Here is a 21215-nt window from a genome sequence, read left to right on the forward strand (position 1 = left end):
TCATTAACGGCTTATCTATTGTGTCGCGCCAATTGACGCTCGATCTCGGCACCCCGCCGCCATCGACATTCGACAACTTCTTCGCCGGCGCCAACGCCGAGCTGGTGACGCGCCTGCGCGAGCTGGACGCGGCGCTCGCGGCCGGCCCGGTCGCGGACCGCACGTTCTATGTCTGGGGCGAGACGGGCAGCGGCCGCACGCATCTGCTTGAGGCGCTCGTGCATGAAGCGCCGCCGGGCCACGCGCGCTACGCCGGTCCGCAAAGCAGCCTCGCGGCTTTTGCGTTCGACCCCGCCGTCGCGCTGTATGCAATCGACGATTGCGACCGCCTGTCCGGCGCGCAGCAGATCGCGATGTTCAACCTGTTCAACGAAGTGCGCGCCCATCCGACCAGCGCGCTCGTCGCCGCGGGCAACGCCGCGCCGATGGGCCTCGACGTCCGTGAAGACCTGCGCACGCGGCTCGGCTGGGGCCTCGTGTTCCATGTCGCGCCGCTCGCCGACGATGGCAAGGCGGCCGTTCTGAAGCGCGCGGCACGCGAGCGCGGCATCAATCTCGCCGACGACGTGCCCGCCTACCTGCTCACCCATTTCCGCCGCGACATGCCGAGCCTGATGGCATTGCTCGACGCGCTCGACCGCTTTTCGCTCGAACAAAAGCGTGCCGTCACGCTGCCGCTTTTGCGCACGATGCTCGCGTCGCCCGATGGCGCCAGCACCGCGAGCGGCACGGTCGACGCCCCGCGTCGCGCGGCTGCCCAGGCCTTATCATCCGCTTCAAGTAAAATAGTCCCCCATGGCTAACCTCGCTCTCTTCGACCTCGATCACACGCTCATCCCCACCGACAGCGACCACGAATGGGGCCGCTTCATGGTGAAACTCGGCATTGTCGAAGCCGAAAGTTTTGCGCGTGAAAACGATCGCTTCTTTGCCGACTACAAGGCCGGCAAGCTCGACATTCATGCCTATCTGGTCGCCATGCTGACGCCGCTGGCGAAGTACCCGCGCTCGCAGCTGAAAACGTGGCACGACCAGTACATGCATGAAGTCATCAAGCCCGCCATCGTTCCCGCCGCAATGGAACTGGTGCGCAAGCATCGCGACGCGGGCGACCTGTGCTGCATGGTCACCGCGACCAACGAATTCATCACCGCGCCGATCGCCGAAGTCTTCGGCGTCGAGAAGCTGATCGCGTGCGAAGTGGAGACGATCGACGGCCACCCGGCATCGGACTACACCGGTTACCCGAAAGGCACGCCGAGCTACCGTGAAGGCAAGATCGTGCGCACGGAAGAATGGCTCGCGTCGATCGGTAAAACATGGTCGGACTTCGAACGCAGCTATTTCTACAGCGATTCGCATAACGACATCCCGCTGCTCGAAAAGGTCACCGACCCGATCGCGACCAACCCGGACGACACGCTACGCGCACATGCCCAGAAGCATGGCTGGCGCATCCTCGAACTCTTTCAACCCTCGTGATCAAGAAACTCATTCGCAAGCTGTTCGGACAGGACGCAGAGCCCGCTGACGAAGCCGCGCCGCCCGCAGAAGCCGACGACTACGCTGTGCCGGAAGAACGCGCGCACACCAGCCGCGCACCCCGTACGTCATCGAAAGGCGGCGCTGCGTCGTCGAAGGGCGGCACGCGCCGCAAGCCGGCCGCAGCAGCCGTGTCCGAGCCCGACGCGCCCGTCATCATCTCGTCGGACATTCACGGCATCGACCCTTCGCTGATTTCGCGCAACGCGATCCGCGTGACGGAAGGGCTGCAACAGGCCGGCTTTCGCGCGTTCATCGTCGGCGGCGCCGTGCGCGATCTGCTGCTCGGCATCGCGCCGAAGGACTTCGACGTCGCCACGGACGCCACGCCCGAACAGGTGCAGAAGCTGTTCCGCCGCGCGCGCATCATCGGGCGGCGCTTCCAGATCGTGCACGTGCAGTTCGGCCAGGAAATCATCGAAACGTCGACGTTCCGCGCCTTGGTCGACGCGCCGCCCGCCGATGCCGACGCCCCGCCGCCGCGCCGCCTGAAGCGCGACGAACTGGACCGTCGCACGCATGCCGTCGATGCAAGCGGCCGCGTGCTGCGCGACAACGTCTGGGGCGAGCAGCACGAAGACGCCACGCGCCGCGACTTCACGATCAACGCGATGTACTACGATCCCGCGACGCAAACCGTGCTCGACTATCACAACGGCATGGCCGATGTGCGCGCGCGCCTGCTGCGCATGATCGGCGATCCGGCCACGCGCTATCGCGAAGACCCGGTGCGCATGCTGCGCGTCGTGCGCTTTGCCGCGAAGCTCGATTTCGATATCGAAGAAGCGACGCGCGCGCCCATCACCGAACTCGCCGATCTGATCAACAACGTGCCCGCCGCGCGTCTGTTCGACGAGATGCTCAAGCTGCTGCTGTCGGGCCATGCGCTCGCGTGCCTGCAACGTCTGCGCAAGGAAGGCTTGCATCACGGTCTCTTGCCGCTGCTCGACGTCGTGCTCGAACAGCCGCATGGCGAGAAGTTCATCACGCTCGCACTGAACAACACTGACTCTCGCGTTCGCGCGGGCAAGCCGGTGTCGCCGGGCTTCCTGTTCGCCACGCTGCTGTGGCATGACATGCAGCAACGCTGGCAGCAGTACGAGGCGAACGGCGAGTTCCCCGTGCCCGCGCTGCATCGCGCGATGGACGACGTGCTCGACATGCAGACCGAGAAGCTGGCCATTCACAAACGCTTCTCGTCGGATATGCGCGAGATCTGGGGCCTGCAGCATCGCCTCGAAAAACGCTCGGGCCGCAGCGCGCTGAAGTTGCTGGAACACCAAAGATTTAGAGCGGGGTATGATTTCCTCCTGTTGCGCTGCGAATCGGGCGAACTGGATGAAGCGGTCGGTTCGTGGTGGACGGAGTTCATCGAAGGAGACATCGCCGCGCGCGAAGCATTGCTTTCGCAAGGCGGGAAGGACCGGGCGCCCAGAAAACGACGGCGGCGTAGCAACAGCCGAAACCGCAGCAAACAGGGCGACGGAATGGAGGGCGGCACGGCTTCAGGAAACCGCGCAGCAGACGATGCGAGCCACGACGGCCCGCATGAAGACTGACGCATTTCTGGCGCGCGCCGTCGAACGCAAGTTGCAGGAAGTTATGCCATGACGGTTGCCTATCTCGGCCTCGGCGCGAATCTCGGGGACGCGCGCCAGACCCTGAAAGACGCGGTGGTGTGTCTCGCACAACAGCACACCGTCACCGTGCTCGCGAAATCGAGCCTGTATAGAACGGCCCCGATCGATGCGGGCGGCGACGATTATCTGAATCTCGTCGTCAAGCTCGATACCACGCTGCCGGTTCGCCATCTGCTCGCGCTGTGTCACAAGATCGAGCATCACTTCGGTCGCGAGCGCCCCTTTCGCAACGCGCCGCGCACGCTCGATCTCGACATTCTGCTGTTCGGCGAACACGCCATCGACGAACCCGATCTGATCGTCCCGCATCCGCGCATGACGGAGCGCGCGTTCGTGCTCGTGCCGCTAGTCGAAATCGAGCCCGAGCTGATCATCCCGCAACGCGGCCGTGCCGATGCGTTTCTGGCAGCCGTTGCCGATCAGCGCATCGAAAAAATGAAATCGCCCTGCCAGTGCATCGCGCCCAACGCGGCCGACGCGATCCGCACGGAAGACGCCAGGCAAGATACGCCCAAGGGCGGTTGCCCATGAACTCTCTGCCTATGACCGCCCCGCCGCTCACCGTCACCGCGCCTGACCTGCGTCCGCCGCACGGTTATCTGACCATCGAAGGGCCGATCGGCGTGGGCAAGACGTCGCTTGCGCGCCGGCTCGCGCAACGCTGGTCGATGCACGAGTTGTTCGAACGTCCGCAAGACAATCCGTTTCTCGAGCGCTTCTATCGCGACACGTCGCGCTATGCACTGCCCGCGCAGCTGAGCTTCGCGCTGCAGCGCGCGCAGCAGGTGCAGGACATTAGTGCGCTGCGCACGGCAGGCACGCCGCTCATCACCGATTTCATGACGCAGAAGAACGACATCTTCGCCCGTCTGACGCTGCAGGACGACGAGTACCCGCTGTATCGCGCGCTCGCGGCGAAGCTGGATGTGCCCGGTCCGTCGCCGGATCTGATCATCTATTTGCAGGCGAGTCCCGAAGTGCTGTTCTCGCGCATTCAGAAGCGCGCGGTGCCGATGGAACTGCAGATTTCGGATGCGTACCTGCGTTCGCTATGCGACGCATACAACGACTTCTTCTATCACTACGACGGCGCGCCCGTTCTCACGGTCAGCGCCGAACACCTGAATCCGCTCGAATCCGACGCGGACCTTGCTTTGCTCGTCGAACGTATCGAAGCGATGCGCGGGCGCAAGGAATTCTTTGTCAAAGGCGGCACGCTATAGCGTCTGGCTGTAGCGTGTCGCCGCGTTCCCAATGGATCACCCATGACCTATTTGCAGGAGACGAGCCGCAGCGCCGTCACCGTCCCCAAACTCCAGGCGATGCGCGAAGCCGGCGACAAGATCGTGATGCTCACATGCTACGACGCGAGCTTCGCGGCGCTGCTCGACCGCGCGGGCGTCGATTCGCTGCTGATCGGCGATTCGCTCGGCAACGTGCTGCAAGGCCAGAGCACGACGCTGCCCGTCACGATCGACGAAATCGCCTATCACACCGCCTGCGTCGCGCGCGCGAAGCCGTCGGCGCTGATCGTCGCCGACATGCCGTTCGGTACTTACGGCACGCCCGCCGATGCGTTCACGAATGCCGTCAAGCTGATGCAGGCGGGCGCGCAGATGGTGAAGCTCGAAGGCGGCGAATGGCTCGCGGATACGGTGCGCTTTCTGGTCGAGCGCTCGGTGCCCGTGTGCGGTCACGTCGGACTTACGCCGCAATCGGTGCACGCGTTCGGCGGCTTCAAGGTGCAGGGCAAGACGGAAGCAGGCGCGGCCCAGTTGCTACGCGATTCGCGCGCGATGCAGGACGCGGGCGCGCAACTGCTGGTGATGGAAGCGATGCCGACGCTGCTTGCCTCCGAAGTCACGAAGCAGGTGCGCATTCCGACAATCGGCATCGGCGCGGGTGTGGAGTGCTCGGGTCAGGTGCTGGTGCTGCACGACATGCTGGGTATTTTCCCCGGCAAGCGTCCGCGTTTCGTGAAAGATTTCATGCAGGGACAACCAAGCATTCTCGCCGCCGTCGAGGCATATGTGCGGGCCGTTAAGGACGGTACGTTCCCAGGACCTGAACACACGTTCTGATTCTTCTCTGGCGGCGCCTCGATGCGCCGCTTTTTCATCGTGGATATGTGCGGAGCCGCTCGAACACGTTAAGACCGGTCCGATTCGACCTGCAATCGCTGTCGTCCGTCTTCGTTCTCCTTCCAACGCGCTCAGCGCGCGCCAACGGAGATACGAACATGAGCCCCTTCTGCCTGATCGACGTCACGCGCATCCGTGACCACGGCAATCATCCCCGCGAATACGATGCCGCCTGGCATGCGCGCCTCGCCGTGTGGATCGGTCGCCTGTTTCACCGGCATCACGCCTGATGCGCGTTTCGTCTATGTTGCCGGCTACGCCATTCAAGCAATAATCCGCGCCGGCAACGCCCCACGCAGTGCGTTGCAGAGCATCAGCCCTTGCGCATTCAATACATCGTCCCGACTCAGCACCCGTTCGCCCGCCTGCATGTCGGGATCGTCCAGCAGCACACCACGCATCACGCCCGGCAACACGCCCGACGACAACGGCGGCGTCCACCAGCGTCCTTCCAGCATCACGAAAACGTTTGATCGACCGCCCTCGGTCAGCTCGCCGCGTTCGTTGAAGAACAACGTGTCGAACGCATCGTGCGATTCGGCTTCGCGCCAGCCGCGATCGTATTCCGCGCGGCGCGTCGTCTTGTGCAATAGCAAAGGATCGGCCGCCTGCATTGTCGCGAAACCATGATCGGGGCCGAGCAGCACGCCAGCCACGTCTTCCGTCAGCGGCACGAGCGGCGCAAAGGTGATTTCCGCCGCGCCGCCCTTGTCCAGCGTCAGCCGCATCCGGTGTGGCGTAGCGTTGCGCAGCGCCGCGCATTGCGCGACGAGTTGCGCGCGCACGCTGTTTTCGTCGAACGCGAAGCCCAGCCACCGCGCGCTATGGCCAAGCCGCGCGAGATGCCGGTCGAGATGCCGCACGCCATCTTCACGCGTCGCATACATCGTTTCGAACAGCTGGAAGCCTGGGTCGGCTTCCGTCAGGAAACGTGCTTTCAATTTGCACTCCGCGTATTCGTCTTGTGCCACGCTATCGAGCACGATGCCCGCACCGATGCCCATTTCGCCATGCCGCGCGCCGTCCGGTGTGACGGCGCCGAGCGTCAGCGTGCGGATCGCCACCGACAGGCAGAAATCGCCGCACTGCTTGCCGACTGTCTCGCCAAGATCCGGTTGCGCGTCGAGCCAGCCGATCGCGCCCGTGTAGAGCCCGCGCGGCGTGGATTCGAGCTGCTCGATCAACTGCATGGTCTTGTGCTTGGGCGCGCCCGTGATCGAGCCGCACGGAAAGAGCGCGCGCAGCACCTCGGCAAACGACGTACGCGCCTGCAACGTCGCCGTCACGGTCGACGTCATCTGCCACAACGACTGATACGGCTCGATCGAAAACAGCGCGGGCGTTTTCACCGTGCCGGTTTCCGCGATCCGCGACAGGTCGTTGCGCAGCAGATCGACGATCATCACGTTTTCCGCGCGGTTCTTCGGGTCGCTGGCGAGGAATTCGGCGGCCGCGCGATCCTGCTGGGCGTCCGACGAACGCGGCGCGGTGCCTTTCATTGGCCGCGTGCGCAGCGACGCGCCCTTCTTCTCGACGAACAGTTCCGGCGAGCACGACACGATCCAGCGGTCGTCGGGCAATGCGATCAGCGCGCCGTAGTGAACCGACTGTCGCGCGCGCAGCCGCCGGAACAGCGCGGCGGGCGTGCCGAACACGTCGAAATACAGCCGATAGGTGTAGTTGATCTGATAGGAGTCGCCGGCGCGCAGCGCGTCGTGAATCGCGCTGATGGCCTGCGTGAACTGCGCTTCGTCGACGCTCGCATGTACGCCGCCGATACCCGCCACCGAAGGCTCGACGGCCGCGCTGTCGTACAGCGCGAGCCATGTGTCGACCTCGTCGCGCGACATCTTCCGGCACGTGTCGAACAATAAAAAACGCAGCGTGCCGCCGGCACGCTGCGTCTTCTGCTGCAAAGCCTGTCCAAATTCGTAGTCGGCCAGCACGACGGCGAACAGCCCGCTGTCGATATCGGCCGAAGCCGCCTCGCAAACGGCATCCAGCTGCGCGCGGTCAGTGCAAACGTGCTCGCGACGAAACCCCGTGTACAGCCGGCTCGACCTGCGACTCGTAGTCGAGTCGCAGTCGTCCAGCAACGCGAACACGGAGCTTCCTTCGTGAGCCGCTGTTTCCTGAGCCGCCATGCATACCGCCAACGTCAGAACGCGCTTCAGAACACGTTAATCGAAAAAGCTCTTGACGCGGTCGAACCAGCTCTTGCTCTGCGGGCTGTGACGCGCGCCACCTTCCACGAGCGACTTCTCGAACTGCTGCAGCAGGTCGCGCTGCGCATCCGTGAGCTTGACGGGCGTTTCCACCTGAACATGCACGTACAGATCACCCGCGATGCTCGAGCGCAAACCCTTGATGCCCTTGCCGCGCAGACGGAACGTCTTGCCCGACTGCGTGCCTTCCGGCACCGTGAAGCTCGCGCGGCCCGCGAGCGTCGGCACTTCGATCTCGCCGCCCAGCGCCGCCTTTGTGAACGGAATCGGCATCTGGCAATGCAGATCGTCGCCGTCGCGCTCGAACACGGCGTGCGCCTTGATGTGAATCTCGACGTACAGGTCGCCCGACGGACCACCGTTGATGCCCGGCTCGCCGTTGCCAGCCGACCGGATGCGCATGCCGTCGTCGATGCCTGCCGGAATCTTCACTTCCAGCGTCTTGGTTTCCTTGGTCTTGCCCGCGCCGTGGCAGTGCGTGCAAGGCTCGGGAATGTAGGTGCCCGTGCCGTGGCACTTCGGACACGTCTGCTGGATGCTGAAGAAACCTTGCGACATCCGCACCGCGCCCGAGCCGTTACAGGTCGGGCAGGTTTCCGGCTTCGTGCCGGGCTTCGCGCCCGAACCGTGACAGATTTCGCACGACACCCAGCTCGGCACGCGGATCTGCGTGTCGTAACCGTGCGCGGCCTGCTCGAGCGTAATTTCCATGCTATACCGCAGGTCGGCGCCGCGATACACCTGCGGACCGCCCCGGCCGCCGCGGCCACCCGCCGCCGCCTGACCGAAGATATCGCCGAAGATATCGCCGAATGCATCGGCAAAACCGCCGAAACCCTGGGCACCCGCACCCGCCATGTTCGGATCGACGCCTGCGTGGCCGTACTGGTCGTACGCTGCACGCTTTTGCGAGTCCGACAGCATTTCATAGGCTTCCTTCACCTCTTTGAAATGCTCTTCCGCATCCTTGTTGCCCGGATTGCGGTCAGGGTGGTGCTTCATCGCGAGCTTGCGATAAGCCTTCTTGATTTCGTCGTCGCTCGCGTTCTTTGCAACGCCCAGAATCTCGTAGTAATCCCGTTTCGCCATATCGGTTCAACGCCATCCGCGCGACGCGGCGCGGCGGCTCCTCTTGAATGCTGGAGTCTCGCGACTCGTAAGGCTCTGGCCTCGACCACAATTACGGGTCAAAAGCCGCGCCCTCCATAAAACAAATGTGCCCGGAGAGCCGAAAGGCTCGCCAGGCGCGTGATCGGTTCAAACGCCGCGGATGGCGCTCAACCCTTTGCAGCCGGGCTGCGCATGTCGCCATGCGCAGCCGTGCGGTCAACCAGCAACCCGGCTTAGTCCTTCTTCACTTCCTTGAACTCGGCGTCGACGACGTCGTCGGCCTGCTGGCTCTGGCCGGCGGCTGCTTCCGCACCCGCTGCGCCCGCAGTTGCCGCGCCTGCTGCACCTTGCGCCTGCATGTCGGCGTACATCTTTTCGCCGAGCTTCTGCGAGGCCGTTGCAACCGTCTCGATCTTCGCTTCGATCGCAGCCTTGTCGCTCGAGCCGCTCTTCAGCGTTTCTTCGAGGTCCTTCAGCGCGGCTTCGATCTTTTCCTTCTCGCCTGCGTCCAGCTTGTCGCCGTACTCGGTGAGCGCCTTCTTCGTGCTGTGGACCAGCGCATCGCCCTGGTTGCGGGCGTCGGCCAGTTCACGCAGCTTGTGATCTTCTTCCGCGTTCGCTTCCGCGTCCTTCACCATCTTTTCGATTTCGGCTTCGGACAGACCCGAATTCGCCTTGATCGTGATGCGGTTTTCCTTGCCCGTCGCCTTGTCCTTCGCGCCGACGTGCAGAATGCCGTTCGCGTCGATGTCGAAGCTCACTTCGATCTGCGGCACGCCACGCGGTGCGGGCGGGATGCCTTCCAGGTTGAACTCGCCCAGCAGCTTGTTGCCCGCCGCCATTTCGCGCTCGCCCTGGAACACCTTGATCGTCACGGCGCCCTGATTGTCGTCCGCCGTCGAATACACCTGAGCGTGCTTTGTCGGGATCGTGGTGTTCTTGTTGATCATCTTCGTCATCACGCCGCCGAGCGTTTCGATGCCCAGCGACAGCGGCGTCACGTCCAGCAGCAGCACGTCCTTACGGTCGCCCGACAGCACCTGGCCTTGAATGGCCGCGCCGACAGCAACGGCTTCGTCCGGGTTCACGTCGCGGCGCGGTTCCTTGCCGAAGAACTCCTTCACCTTCTCCTGCACCTTCGGCATACGCGTCTGGCCACCGACGAGAATCACGTCGTCGATTTCGCCGACCTTCACGCCTGCATCCTTGATCGCGACGCGGCACGGCTCGATGGTGCGCTCGATCAGGTCTTCGACCAGCGCTTCCAGCTTGGCGCGCGTGATCTTCAGGTTCAAGTGCTTCGGACCCGATGCGTCCGCCGTGATGTACGGCAGGTTGATTTCCGTCTGCTGCCCCGACGACAGTTCGATCTTCGCCTTTTCAGCCGCTTCCTTCAGGCGTTGCAGCGCGAGCACGTCCTTCGACAGATCGACGCCTTGCTCTTTCTTGAACTCGCCGATGATGTAGTCGATGATGCGCTGGTCGAAGTCTTCACCGCCGAGGAACGTATCGCCGTTCGTCGACAGCACTTCGAACTGCATTTCACCGTCGACGTCTGCGATTTCGATGATCGAGATGTCGAACGTGCCGCCGCCCAGGTCGAACACCGCGATCTTGCGGTCGCCCTTTTCAGCCTTGTCCAGACCGAACGCCAGCGCAGCCGCCGTCGGTTCGTTGATGATCCGCTTCACGTCCAGACCGGCGATGCGGCCCGCGTCTTTGGTGGCCTGACGCTGGCTGTCGTTGAAGTACGCCGGAACCGTGATGACGGCTTCCGTGACCGTCTCGCCGAGATAGTCTTCGGCCGTCTTCTTCATCTTGCGCAGCACTTCAGCGGAAATCTGAGACGGCGCGAGCTTTTGCCCGTGCGCTTCGACCCAGGCGTCGCCGTTGTCGTGCTTGACGATCTTGTAGGGCATCAGGCCGATGTCCTTCTGCACTTCTTTTTCTTCGAAGCGGCGGCCGATCAGGCGCTTGACCGCGTACAGCGTGTTCTTCGGGTTGGTAACCGATTGACGCTTGGCGGGCGCGCCGACGAGGACTTCGTTGTCGTCCATGTAAGCGATGATCGACGGCGTGGTGCGCGCACCTTCCGAGTTCTCGATCACCTTGACCTGATTGCCTTCCATCAGCGCCACGCACGAATTGGTGGTGCCGAGGTCGATGCCGATGATTTTGCCCATTTTTACTAATCTCCTGACTTTGATCGCTGCGGGCATCGCTGGCTGACCCTTCCGGCCACCGGGCGTCCCGCCCCTGAATTTCATCCTGCACTCAACATAAGTGCAGCCGCCTCGTTTTCAAGACCCTTAATGCGATGCGGTCATTAAATTTTTTCAATCGGTCTGGTGGCCGGTTGAATCTGCCGACCAAGCGACAGCCGCCCTTACCCCGGGCCGGCCACACCCGCCGCCCCAAATCCGGCCGCGCGGATTTTCTCACGCGCGCCGGCGACGGCCGCTTCGAATTGCGCCAGTCCATGCCAACCCGTCGCTCGCCCGAGACGCTTACCGCGGTGAAAGAAGAACCATGTCGGCACGCCATGCAGCAGGAAGCGCCGGCCCAGTTCGCGATGCTCGTACACGTTGCTGTGAAACCAGCGCAGCCCGAGCGCGCGGATCGCGTCCGGCTGCGCAAGCATCGCCTTCTTCGCGATTTCGCAGTTGAAGCAGTCCAGCCCCCAGAAGAACACCACGGCCAGATCGTCGCCCGCCGACTGGATGCCGGCGTCGAAGGTATTGGCAGTGAGTTCCTCCATGTCGAAAGCCGCGAACGCGGTGCTGTCGACGGGAATACCGGCCATGACAGTGCGAACGTCGCTTATTTCGGCGCCGCGACCGTGACCAGCGCCGGACGCAGCACGCGGTCGGCGATCACATAACCCTTTTGCAGCACGGCGACCACGGTGTTCGGCTCCTGATCGGCCGGGACCATCGAAATGGCCTGGTGGCGATGCGGGTCGAACTTCTCGCCAACGGGATTCAGAGCAACAACCTTGCCCTTCTCCAGCGCGCCCGTCAGCTGGCGCAGCGTCAGCTCGACGCCTTCACGCACCTTCACGAGATCGTCGGAGGAGTGCGTGACGGCAGCTTCCAGGCTGTCGACGACGGGCAGCAGATGTTCGGCAAAGCTTTCGATGGCGAACTTGTGCGCCTTCGCGACGTCTTCCTGCCCGCGGCGGCGCACGTTCTCCGTCTCCGCTTTGGCGCGCAGGAAGTTTTCCTGCATTTCGGCCAGCTTAGCCTGCGTTTCGGCCAGCGCGGCTTCTGCGCCGGACGTTTCGGCTTGCGGTTCGCCGGTAGCCGTTTCCGGCTGTTGCGCCTGAGCCTGCGGCTCGCCCGATGCGGCCTCTGCGGCCTGGCGCGCGGCTTCGTCGGCGGGCGTGGGATTCTGGCTCGTCGGATTCTCTTGCGTGTTTTCCATGTCGCTGAAATTCAAATTAGATATGGCCAAGAAACGGCGGCAGTTTAACGGGACTCGCCCGATGGGCGTGGTGCCGATACAACATGCCGGCCGCGCATCAACGGTGCAAGTAAGGGTGCGCACGCCGTATTTCAAGGCTCCCGCCGATGCTTTTTGCACCTTGCAGGGGCCCGGAAATGCGGCGTAACAAGCAATTCGAGCGCGACATCATATTGAGATTGAGCGCGCTGCGCGAGTGTCCTAAACTCAACTAAAGCGTCCGAAAAGGCACGTTAACCCTAATCTGACGTACGGCTTACTACCAGCTGAATCGCCCGTTTCCGCTTGCAATCTCCATGGGGGAGTACCGTGAAACTGACCTTCGCTATATCGGTGGTCGCATTGGTACTCATCGCAGGCACCACGACCATCTGCATGTCCGGCGTCGTCAATGAACACACCACGGAATATGGTGGCGTTCATGCGACGATGGAACAGTTGTTCAACCCTCACGCGAAAATTTGTCGATGACACGCCGGTCGCGCTTGGTCGGCCGCCCATGCAATTCGGCGGCCGGCTCGCGATAGGTCTTGCGCCGCTCGTTCTCCTGCTGGCGCTTCTGCCTGCCCTCTTCGGTTTCCGCATAAAGCGTCTGCGCGACGCTCGCTGGCCCGCGCACGTCGCAGACGCCGAGCACCTGAATCTGCCAGACAATCCGTTCGATCTCGATCTCGACCAGATCGCCGACCCGCACATCCTTGGCCGGCTTCACCGTCGCGCCGCCGATCCGCACCCGGCCCTTCTCGACGGCATCGGTTGCCAGCGAGCGCGTCTTGAAGAAGCGCGCCGCCCACAGCCATTTGTCGATGCGCAAGCGAGCGCCCGGTTCGGTAGAAATCTTGTAGTTCATCAGTCCTTCTTCAGGCGTTTCCAGACGCCATAAGCCGATCTACGAATGCAGATTGCATGCCGGACACGAAAAACTCAGGCGACGGACGCGCTTTGCGGCGCGCTCACCTGCACCGGCCAGCCTTGCAGATGCTGCGCGACGATCTCGCCGAGCGCCGCGATCCACGCGGGCGACGCGTTCAGGCAGGGAATGGCGTGAAAAACTTTCCCGCCCGCGTGCACGAATTCGTCGCGCACTTCCATGCCGATTTCCTCGATCGTCTCCAGGCAATCTGCCGTAAAGCCCGGACAGAACACGTCCGCGCGATGCACGCCCGCCGCGCCCAGTTCCTTGAGCGTCGGCGCCGTATAAGGCTGCAGCCATTCGGCCTTGCCGAAGCGCGACTGAAACGTCACGCGACATTCCACCGTCGTGAGCCCAAGCGCATGCATCAGCAGCGACGCCGTCTGCTGGCATTGCTCGTGATACGGGTCGCCCAGATCGAGCGTGCGCTTGGGCACGCCGTGAAAGCTCAGCACCAGCTTGTCGCCCGCCGCAAAGTCCGGCCGTCCATGCGCATGCCAGTAATGGTTCACCTGCGCCGCGAGCGCCGATATATAAGCGGGATGATCCGCGTACTGGCGCACGGTGCGGATCTCCGGCTGGTTGCGCATCCGCCTGAGCGCGGCGAATGCGTCGTCGAATGCCGTGGCCGTGGTCGACGACGAATACTGCGGGTACATCGGCATCAACAGGATGCGCTCGGCGCCCGCCAGCTTCAGCTGGTTGAGCATGGCGGGAATGCCGGGCGTGCCGTAACGCATCGCGTAGTCGACGATCACCGTGTAGTCGTTCAGGTGCAGCAGATGCCGCAGCCCTTCCACCTGCTTTTCCGTATGCACGCGCAGCGGCGAGCCTTCAGGCATCCAGACGGCCGCGTATTTCTTCGCCGAGGCCACGCCGCGAAACGGCAGGATCAACAGACGCAGGATGATTTGCCACACGAACGACGGAATCTCGACCACGCGCGGATCGGACAGAAACTGCGCGAGATAGCGCCGCACGGCGCGAGGCGTCGGCGCATCGGGCGTACCGAGATTGATCAGCAACACGGCGACACGATGTGCCGCAGCATTCTGCGAGGGCCGCTCGAGGTCGAAGCGCATAGGCAAAGGGAAAGAGCCGTGCAAGCGCGCGGCACGTAATGAATCAGGAAGCCCATTATAGCGGCGCGGTCTGCCGCCGATACCTGGCCGTTCGGCCAATTGGCACGGCGAAAAACGCCGCGCATGATGTACACCATGCCGGGCTCGACGTTACCCCTGGCTGAGCGTCATCGAAAGCAGGCGCGCAGTGATGTCGACGATGGGAATCACGCGGTTGTAGGCCATGCGCGTCGGGCCGATCACGCCGAGCGTGCCGACGATCTTGCCGTTCACTTCGTACGGCGCGGTCACCACGCTCATTTCCTCGATGGGGACGAGGTTCGACTCGCCGCCAATGAAAATCTGCACGCCTTGCGCGTGGCTCGAGACGTCGAGCAACTGAAGGAGACTCGTCTTTTGATCGAATACATCGAACAGCTTGCGCAGCCGCGCCATGTCCGACGAAAGGTCGGCCACTTCGAGCAGATTGCGCTCGCCGGAAATCAGCACGGTTTCGCCCGTATCCGTGACGTCCGTGCTTGCGGTAACGGCCGCGTGCATCAGCGTGGTCATGTCGCCGCGCAGTTCGTCGATTTCTTCGCGCAGACGCAGGCGCACCTCGTCGAACGACAGGCCCGCGAAGTGCGCGTTGATGTAATTGGAGGCTTCCGTGAGCTGCGACGGCGAGAAATCGCGCTGCGTCGCCATGATGCGGTTCTGCACGTCGCCTTCCGGCGTCACGATGATCAGCAGAATGCGCTTGTCGGACAGACGCAGAAATTCGATCTGCTTGAACACATGGCTCCGGCGCGGCGTGAGGATCACACCCGCGAACTGCGACAGATTGGACAGCACGCTGGCGGCCGCTGCGACCACCTTCTGCGGCTCGCCCGGTTGCAGCGTGGTCTTCACCGCGCGCATCACGGCGTCTTCGTCGGCGGCCGACTCGACGGTGAGCATGGTGTCGACGAAAAGCCGGTAGCCTCGCGGCGTGGGAATGCGTCCCGCCGACGTATGCGGACTGATGACGAGCCCCAGCTCCTCCAGATCGGACATCACGTTGCGGATCGTCGCCGGGCTGAGTTCGAGCCCGGAGTACCGCGAGAGCGTGCGCGAGCCGACCGGCTGACCTTCGGCGATATATCGCTCGATCAGCGTTTTCAGGAGGGTTTGTGCGCGAGGATCTAGCATGGCGAAAAATTTTAGCGTAACCACCGCATGGCGGCGAGCGCGCGGCGGCACGCGGCGCGGCGGCTTGACAGCCGTGCGCGCCCTGCGCGGCACCCCGCCCGCGCACAAGCCGCTTCGCATGGATCCAGACAGTCGTCACGTCTGTCATGAGGACTTCACCATTCTAACGATAATCGGGCGAAGGCTGGCTGGCATCGCGCGGCCGTCGCGCGTCAGCCCCGACGGGCGTGGCGCCGCCTTCGACGGTTCTTTTCAGGTCGCACCTATGGTGTAATGCCGGCATGCAAGCTAACAGCCAGTTCAAGACCGTTGCGCTCGTCGGGCGCAGCAATACGCCGGGCATCGGGGAACCGCTGACCGCGCTCGCCGCGTGCATCGGGAAGCTCGGCTTCGACGTCGTGTTCGAGGCGGAAACCGCGCAGGAAATCGGCGCGTCGCAATGGCCCGCGCTGCGCCCGGCGGAGATCGGCGCGCGCGCGGACGTAGCCATCGTGCTCGGCGGCGACGGAACGATGCTGGGCATCGGCCGCCAACTGGCGCCGTACAGGACGCCGCTGATCGGCATCAACCACGGGCGGCTGGGCTTCATCACCGACATCCCGATCACCGACATGCGCGAGATCATTCCGCAGATGTTGTCGGGCACCTTCGAGCGCGAAGAGCGCACACTGCTCGAATCGCGGATCATGCGCGACGGCCAGCCCATCTACCATGCGCTCGCCTTCAACGACGTCGTGGTGAACCGTTCGGGCTTTTCGGGCATGGCGGAACTGCGCGTGTCGGTAGATGGCCGCTTCATGTACAACCAGCGCTCGGACGGGCTGATCGTCGCGACGCCGACGGGTTCGACGGCTTATGCGCTGTCGTCGCAAGGGCCGATTCTGCATCCGCAGCTGCAAGGCCTCGTGCTCGTGCCGATCGCGCCGCACGCGCTGTCGAACCGGCCTATCGTGATCCCGGACGACTCCAAGGTCAGTATTCAGATCATCTCGGGCCGCGATGTCAACGTGAACTTCGACATGCAGTCGTTCACCGCGCTCGAACTGAACGACACGATCGACGTGCGCCGCTCGCGCCACACGGTGCCTTTCCTGCATCCTGTCGGCTACAGCTATTACGCGACGCTGCGCAAGAAGCTGCACTGGAACGAGTATCCGTCGCACGAAGACGATCCACGCGACTGAATTCTCCCCGGCGCCGCCTGCTGACAAGCCCGAGCGTAACGACAACACACCACACCAACTCACGCCAGCCACGCCACACAGACGAGCCATGCTCCGCCACCTCTCGATACGCGACTTCGTCATCGTCGCCGCGCTCGACCTTGAATTCGACAGCGGCTTCACAGTCTTTTCCGGCGAAACGGGTGCCGGCAAATCCATTCTCATCGACGCGCTGGCGCTGGCGCTCGGCGCCCGCGCCGACGCGAGCGTCGTGCGCAACGGCGAGGCGCGCGCGGATATCACCGCCGAGTTCGACACGCATCCGCTCGTCGACGCATGGCTCGACGAACAGGCGCTCGCCGCCGACGAGACGGAGCACGGCAACACCGTGATGCTGCGTCGCGTGGTGGATGGCAACGGCCGCTCGCGCGCGTTCATCAACGGTACGGCGGCAACTCTCACACAACTGCGCGAAGTCGGCGAAATGCTCGTCGATATTCACGGCCAGCACGCACATCAACTGTTGATGCGGCCCGATGCGCAGCGCGAACTGTTCGACACGCACGCCGGACTGCTCGACACGAAGGCCACTGTGACCCGCGCGTGGCGCACCTGGCGCGACGCGGCGCAGGCCGTCGAGACCGCGCAGAGCAAGGACCGCGAACTGCAACTCGAACGCGAACGTCTTGCGTGGCAACTCGCGGAACTCGACAAGCTCTCGCCGCAGCCCGGCGAGTGGGAAGAGGTCAACGTCGAGCACCGGAGGCTGTCGCATTCGGCGAATCTGATCGATGGCGTGCAAGGCGCGCTGTCGGCGCTGTCCGAATCGGACGAAGCGATGCTCGGTCATCTGTCGTCCGTCATCTCGAAGGTGCGCGATCTCGCGGAGATCGATCCGGCGCTGAACGACGCCCTCGCTGCGCTCGAACCCGCTGAAATCCAGTTGCAGGAAGCCGCGTATTCGTTGAGCCACTATGCGCAGCGGCTGGAGCTCGATCCCGACCGGCTCGCCCAGGTCGAAAAGCGCCTCGACGCGCTGCATTCGGCGGCACGCAAATTCCGGCTGCAACCGGAAAACCTGCCGCAGGAACATGAAGAGCGCCGCGAGCAGCTCGCAAAGCTCGACGCCGCCGCCGACCTTGACGCGCTGCGCGCCGCCGAGGCAAAGGCGAAAGACGCGTATATCGCCGACGCAAAAGTCCTGTCAAAGGCGCGTGCGAAAGCCGCGAAGGCGCTGGGCGCCGCGGTGACAACGGGCATGCAGGAACTGTCGATGGCGGGCGGCAGCTTCGAAGTCGCGCTCGTACCGCTGCCCGACGGCGGCGCGCATGGGATGGAGCAGGTCGAATTCCGCGTCGCAGGCCACGCGGGCGTGCCGTTGCGGCCGCTGGCAAAGGTCGCCTCAGGCGGCGAACTCGCGCGTATCAGTCTTGCGCTTTCGGTGATCGCGAGCGCGGCCAGCCCGACGCCGACGCTGATCTTCGACGAAGTGGACACGGGCATCGGCGGCGGTGTCGCGGAAGTGGTCGGGCGTCTGTTGCACCAGCTCGGCGAGCAGCGCCAGGTGCTATGCGTGACGCACCTGCCGCAAGTCGCGGCGCGCGGCGATCACCACTTTCAGGTCGCGAAGAGCAGCAAGGGCAAGAACGGCACGGTCAGCACGGTGACGTCGCTGGACAAGACGAGCCGAATCGAAGAAGTCGCGCGCATGCTGGGTGGTCTGGAAATCACGGCCACCACACGCAAGCACGCGAAGGAAATGCTCACGACGGCGTAAAGCGCCCGTCACGGCGCGGCGCGAAACTTAACGCTCCGCGCCGCCTCGCAACGTCATCCAGTCATCCGAACACCCGCCGCCAAAGCCGTAGCACGGCCTCGCGTTCGTTCCCGACGGCGTGTGGCTCGACGCGAGCCTTCTCCATGCCGTCGAGCCGCAGCTTGTGCTGCAGCTTCCGATACGTTCGATACGCCGCGCCCACGGTATCGGCTTCTTCGCCGCTCATCAGCCCGAAGCGCGACACCTCGCGCAGCAGCGCGATGTTGCCGGTATTGCGGATCAGTTCGGGATCGCGCGCCGCGTGCAGCAGCACCCAGTACTGCACGGTGAACTCGATGTCGACCATGCCGCCACGGTCGTGCTTCAGATCGAACAGCTCGGTGCGGTTCGGATGGCCTTCCTCGACGCGCCGGCGCATGTCGACGATCTCGGCGGCGAGCGACGCGGCTTCGCGCGGCGTCGTCAGCACCTGTTCGCGGATCGCCTCGAACTGCGCGCCGACGGCGGGATCGCCCGCGCAGTAACGGGCGCGCGTCAGCGCCTGGTGCTCCCAGACCCACGCGGTGTTGGCGGCGTCGCCCTCGCGCAGTTGATAACGGCGGAATGCGTCGAGATCGGTCACGAGCAGGCCCGATTCGCCGTTCGGACGCAGCCGCAAGTCGACGTCGAACAGCGTGCCCGCGCCCGTCGCCGTCGTGAGCCACGTGATCAGGCGGCGCGTGAAGGTGGCGTAGATGTCCGACGCGTTGTCGTCGGAATCGTCGTACAGGAAGATCAGGTCGAGGTCCGACGCGTAGCCAAGCTCCTTTCCGCCCAGCTTGCCGTACGCGATGATCGCAAAGCGCGGCACCGCGCGATGGCGCTTGGCCAACTGGTTCCAGACGGCCTCGATGGTCACGTCGAGCACGGCATCCGCGAGTTCGGACAAGCGGTCGCTGACGTGCTCGACGCTCAGTTTTCCCGCCAGATCGATCAGCAAAATACGGAACACCTCGGCCTGATGCGCGTGACGCAGCAGATCCATCTGCTGCTCGACGCCATCGGCGGCTGCGAGGCGCGTGCGCAACGTGCGCTTGAACTCCGGCCAGTCAAACGGGCTCGCCATGGCTTCATCGTCGAGCAGTTCGTCGAGCAGCTGTGGATGTCGGATCAGGTAGCCGGCCGCCCAGCGCGACGCGCCCAGCACCGACAGCACGCGATGCAGCGCCTGCGGATATTCAGTCAGCAGCGCCAGATAGGCGCCGCGCCGCCCGATGGCTTCGAGCAGATCGAACAGGCGCGCGAGAATATCGCCGCGCCGCTCGGCCGGCTCCAGCGTGTGCGCAGCTTCGAGCGCGCGCTGCGCAACGATGTCGAAGCGCTGGCGGCTGCGCTCCGCAAGCCCCGCGTAGCGCGACGACTGCCACACAGCCTTCAGCCGCGTCAGCAACTCCGCCGGATGATCGATGCCGAGCTCGACGAGCCGCGCGGCGAGCGCCTCGTCGGCGCTGTCGTCGGCGAGCGCGCTGCTCCAGACCCACACAGCCGCGCCGTCTTCGCGCGCGCCGCAGCCACCCTGGCCGCTCACCTTGTCGGCGAATATCTGGTCGAACTGCTGCTCGACCAGTTCGCGATGCGCTTCGAGCTTCGTCATCAGCGACGCGTAATCGTCGAAACCCATCGCCTTGGCGAGATGCGCGCGCTCGGTCGGATCGACGGGCATTGCGTGGGTTTGCGCGTCGTTTCGATACTGCAGACGGTGTTCGAGGTCGCGCAGAAACAGATACGCGCTCGTCAGATCCGCGCACACGCCCGGCGAAATGAGTCCGCGCGCCGCCGCGTGGCGCAGCACGACGAGCGTCGGGCGCACGCGAAAGCCCGCGTCCTGGCCGCCGCGTATCAGCTGGAACACCTGCGCGCTGAATTCGATTTCGCGGATGCCGCCGCGGCCGAGCTTGATGTCATCCGCCTTGTCGGGGCGCATCGACGCGCGCCGCTGCGCCTCCTGGCGAATCTGCAGATGCAGCGAACGGATCGCGCTGATCACGCCGAAGTCCAGATAGCGCCGGTAGATGAACGGCTTCACGATCGCATCGAGCTGCTTCGACAGCCGGCGCGCCGAATCGCTGGCGTGCTCGGACACGACGCGGCCCTTGATCCACGCGTAGCGTTCCCACTCGCGGCCCTGCACATAGAAATATTCTTCGAGCATGCCGAGACTGCACACCAGCGGCCCCGAATCGCCGTTCGGCCGCAGCCGCATGTCGACGCGAAACACGTAGCCGTCCGCCGTCACTTCGGCGAGCGCCGCGATCAGCCGCTTGCCGAGGCGCGTGAAGAAGTCCTGGGTGGCGATCGGCGAGCGCTGGCCGCCCGTCGTCTCGCCGTCGTCCTCATAGACGAAGATCAGATCGATATCGGATGACACATTCAGCTCGCGCCCGCCCAGCTTGCCCATGCCGACCACGCCGAGCGACAGCCGTTCGCCCTGCGAGCCGCGCGGCTCGCCATACAGCGCCTGGAGATCAGCGCTGACCACGGCCATCGCGCGCTGGACGGTCGCTTCGGCGAGATCGGTCATCGTGCCCGTCACTTCCGCCACGTCGGCCGCGCCGGACAGGTCGCGCTCCATCACGGCGCAGAACACTTCCGCGCGAAGCTGGCGCAGCGCCTTTTTCAGCGCGTCTTCGGAGAGATGCGAATCGGGCGTCGCGCGCAGCGCGTTCGTCAGCGCGTCGAGACGCTCGTCGATCCGCTCGCGGCTGATGGGCGCCGCGGCCAGCGCCGCGACGCGCGACGCGAGACCGTCGTGCGCCGCATAGGCACGCGACGCGTAGTGCGAATAGCTGGAACTCAACAGGGATGGTTCGGTCATCAAGTATCGGGCTCGCTGGTTGCTAGATTTTCTGCTCCGGGTTGCCGCAGCGGCAGTTTGCACAAGCTGCCGACACCCCGTGTGGCCTTGTCCACACTGGCCGTACCTTATGTCCGTCGCCGCTGGCCCGTGTGAT

Annotated in this window: 19 protein-coding genes; 10 read left to right on the forward strand and 9 right to left on the reverse strand. The window is 64.2% G+C overall.

Annotation, left to right across the window (positions count from 1 at the left end; translation table 11 throughout):
- The first annotated feature begins 20 nt into the window (after positions 1 to 20).
- The 7 genes from hda to PPGU16_RS43070 all read left to right on the forward strand — a co-directional run bounded on the left by hda (position 21) and on the right by PPGU16_RS43070 (position 5553).
- Positions 21 to 803, forward strand: a complete 783-nt coding sequence (hda, locus tag PPGU16_RS13365) for a DnaA regulatory inactivator Hda (protein ID WP_180720409.1) — start codon at positions 21 to 23, stop codon at positions 801 to 803.
- Entirely contained in the window at positions 796 to 1482 is a 687-nt protein-coding gene (locus tag PPGU16_RS13370; protein WP_042313055.1) for a histidinol-phosphatase, read from the forward strand. Before hda ends, PPGU16_RS13370 begins: the two co-directional genes overlap by 8 nt.
- A complete protein-coding gene (gene pcnB / locus PPGU16_RS13375) occupies positions 1479 to 3101 on the forward strand; it encodes a polynucleotide adenylyltransferase PcnB (RefSeq protein WP_180720410.1) in 1623 nt (540 codons plus the stop codon). The genes PPGU16_RS13370 and pcnB overlap by 4 nt, the downstream gene beginning before the upstream one ends.
- 48 nt (positions 3102 to 3149) lie before the next feature.
- Positions 3150 to 3713, forward strand: a complete 564-nt coding sequence (gene folK / locus PPGU16_RS13380) for a 2-amino-4-hydroxy-6-hydroxymethyldihydropteridine diphosphokinase (RefSeq protein ID WP_180720411.1) — start codon at positions 3150 to 3152, stop codon at positions 3711 to 3713.
- Between the two features lie 11 nt (positions 3714 to 3724).
- Positions 3725 to 4405, forward strand: coding sequence for a deoxynucleoside kinase (locus PPGU16_RS13385; RefSeq protein ID WP_180722630.1), 681 nt, complete (start codon positions 3725 to 3727; stop codon positions 4403 to 4405).
- 42 nt (positions 4406 to 4447) lie between these two features.
- Entirely contained in the window at positions 4448 to 5263 is an 816-nt protein-coding gene (panB, locus tag PPGU16_RS13390) for a 3-methyl-2-oxobutanoate hydroxymethyltransferase (protein ID WP_180720412.1), read from the forward strand.
- Between the two features lie 158 nt (positions 5264 to 5421).
- Positions 5422 to 5553 (forward strand): hypothetical protein, encoded by a 132-nt coding sequence (locus PPGU16_RS43070; protein WP_274599970.1) that lies wholly within the window; start codon positions 5422 to 5424, stop codon positions 5551 to 5553.
- Positions 5554 to 5586: 33 nt separating this feature from the next.
- On the opposite strand, the gene pabB is transcribed toward PPGU16_RS43070, so the two are convergent.
- The 8 genes from pabB to hrcA all read right to left on the reverse strand — a co-directional run bounded on the left by pabB (position 5587) and on the right by hrcA (position 15285).
- A complete protein-coding gene (gene pabB, locus PPGU16_RS13395; protein WP_180720413.1) occupies positions 5587 to 7467 on the reverse strand; it encodes an aminodeoxychorismate synthase component I in 1881 nt (626 codons plus the stop codon).
- A gap of 36 nt (positions 7468 to 7503) precedes the next feature.
- Positions 7504 to 8637 carry a molecular chaperone DnaJ gene (dnaJ, locus tag PPGU16_RS13400; RefSeq protein WP_036002840.1) on the reverse strand — a complete coding sequence of 378 codons (1134 nt, stop codon included), beginning with the start codon at positions 8635 to 8637 and terminating at the stop codon, positions 7504 to 7506.
- Positions 8638 to 8891: 254 nt separating this feature from the next.
- Positions 8892 to 10841, reverse strand: coding sequence for a molecular chaperone DnaK (gene dnaK / locus PPGU16_RS13405; RefSeq protein WP_180720414.1), 1950 nt, complete (start codon positions 10839 to 10841; stop codon positions 8892 to 8894).
- 203 nt (positions 10842 to 11044) lie between these two features.
- Positions 11045 to 11461 carry a thioredoxin family protein gene (locus PPGU16_RS13410; protein ID WP_180720415.1) on the reverse strand — a complete coding sequence of 139 codons (417 nt, stop codon included), beginning with the start codon at positions 11459 to 11461 and terminating at the stop codon, positions 11045 to 11047.
- A gap of 17 nt (positions 11462 to 11478) precedes the next feature.
- Positions 11479 to 12081 (reverse strand): nucleotide exchange factor GrpE, encoded by a 603-nt coding sequence (grpE, locus tag PPGU16_RS13415; protein WP_180722631.1) that lies wholly within the window; start codon positions 12079 to 12081, stop codon positions 11479 to 11481.
- Between the two features lie 481 nt (positions 12082 to 12562).
- Positions 12563 to 12970: an RNA-binding S4 domain-containing protein gene (locus tag PPGU16_RS13420; protein WP_180720416.1), complete on the reverse strand. Its 408-nt coding sequence runs from the start codon at positions 12968 to 12970 to the stop codon at positions 12563 to 12565.
- 74 nt (positions 12971 to 13044) lie between these two features.
- A complete protein-coding gene (hemH, locus tag PPGU16_RS13425; protein ID WP_180722632.1) occupies positions 13045 to 14115 on the reverse strand; it encodes a ferrochelatase in 1071 nt (356 codons plus the stop codon).
- 150 nt (positions 14116 to 14265) lie between these two features.
- Positions 14266 to 15285, reverse strand: coding sequence for a heat-inducible transcriptional repressor HrcA (gene hrcA, locus PPGU16_RS13430; RefSeq protein WP_036002823.1), 1020 nt, complete (start codon positions 15283 to 15285; stop codon positions 14266 to 14268).
- Between hrcA and PPGU16_RS13435 the strand changes: the two genes are divergently transcribed.
- The 3 genes from PPGU16_RS13435 to recN all read left to right on the forward strand — a co-directional run bounded on the left by PPGU16_RS13435 (position 15284) and on the right by recN (position 18225).
- The gene (locus tag PPGU16_RS13435; RefSeq protein ID WP_180720417.1) at positions 15284 to 15559 is read left to right on the forward strand and encodes a hypothetical protein; all 276 of its coding nucleotides are present in this window, start codon (positions 15284 to 15286) and stop codon (positions 15557 to 15559) included. The genes hrcA and PPGU16_RS13435 overlap by 2 nt on opposite strands.
- A gap of 7 nt (positions 15560 to 15566) precedes the next feature.
- Entirely contained in the window at positions 15567 to 16469 is a 903-nt protein-coding gene (locus tag PPGU16_RS13440) for an NAD kinase (RefSeq protein WP_180720418.1), read from the forward strand.
- Positions 16470 to 16557: 88 nt separating this feature from the next.
- Positions 16558 to 18225: a DNA repair protein RecN gene (gene recN / locus PPGU16_RS13445; RefSeq protein ID WP_180720419.1), complete on the forward strand. Its 1668-nt coding sequence runs from the start codon at positions 16558 to 16560 to the stop codon at positions 18223 to 18225.
- 61 nt (positions 18226 to 18286) lie between these two features.
- Here recN and glnE read toward each other — a convergent pair whose 3' ends face one another.
- Positions 18287 to 21079 carry a bifunctional [glutamate--ammonia ligase]-adenylyl-L-tyrosine phosphorylase/[glutamate--ammonia-ligase] adenylyltransferase gene (gene glnE, locus PPGU16_RS13450; RefSeq protein ID WP_243460546.1) on the reverse strand — a complete coding sequence of 931 codons (2793 nt, stop codon included), beginning with the start codon at positions 21077 to 21079 and terminating at the stop codon, positions 18287 to 18289.
- Positions 21080 to 21215: the final 136 nt, after the last annotated feature.

The organism is Paraburkholderia largidicola, from assembly GCF_013426895.1.
Taxonomy (GTDB): Bacteria; Pseudomonadota; Gammaproteobacteria; order Burkholderiales; family Burkholderiaceae; genus Paraburkholderia; species Paraburkholderia largidicola.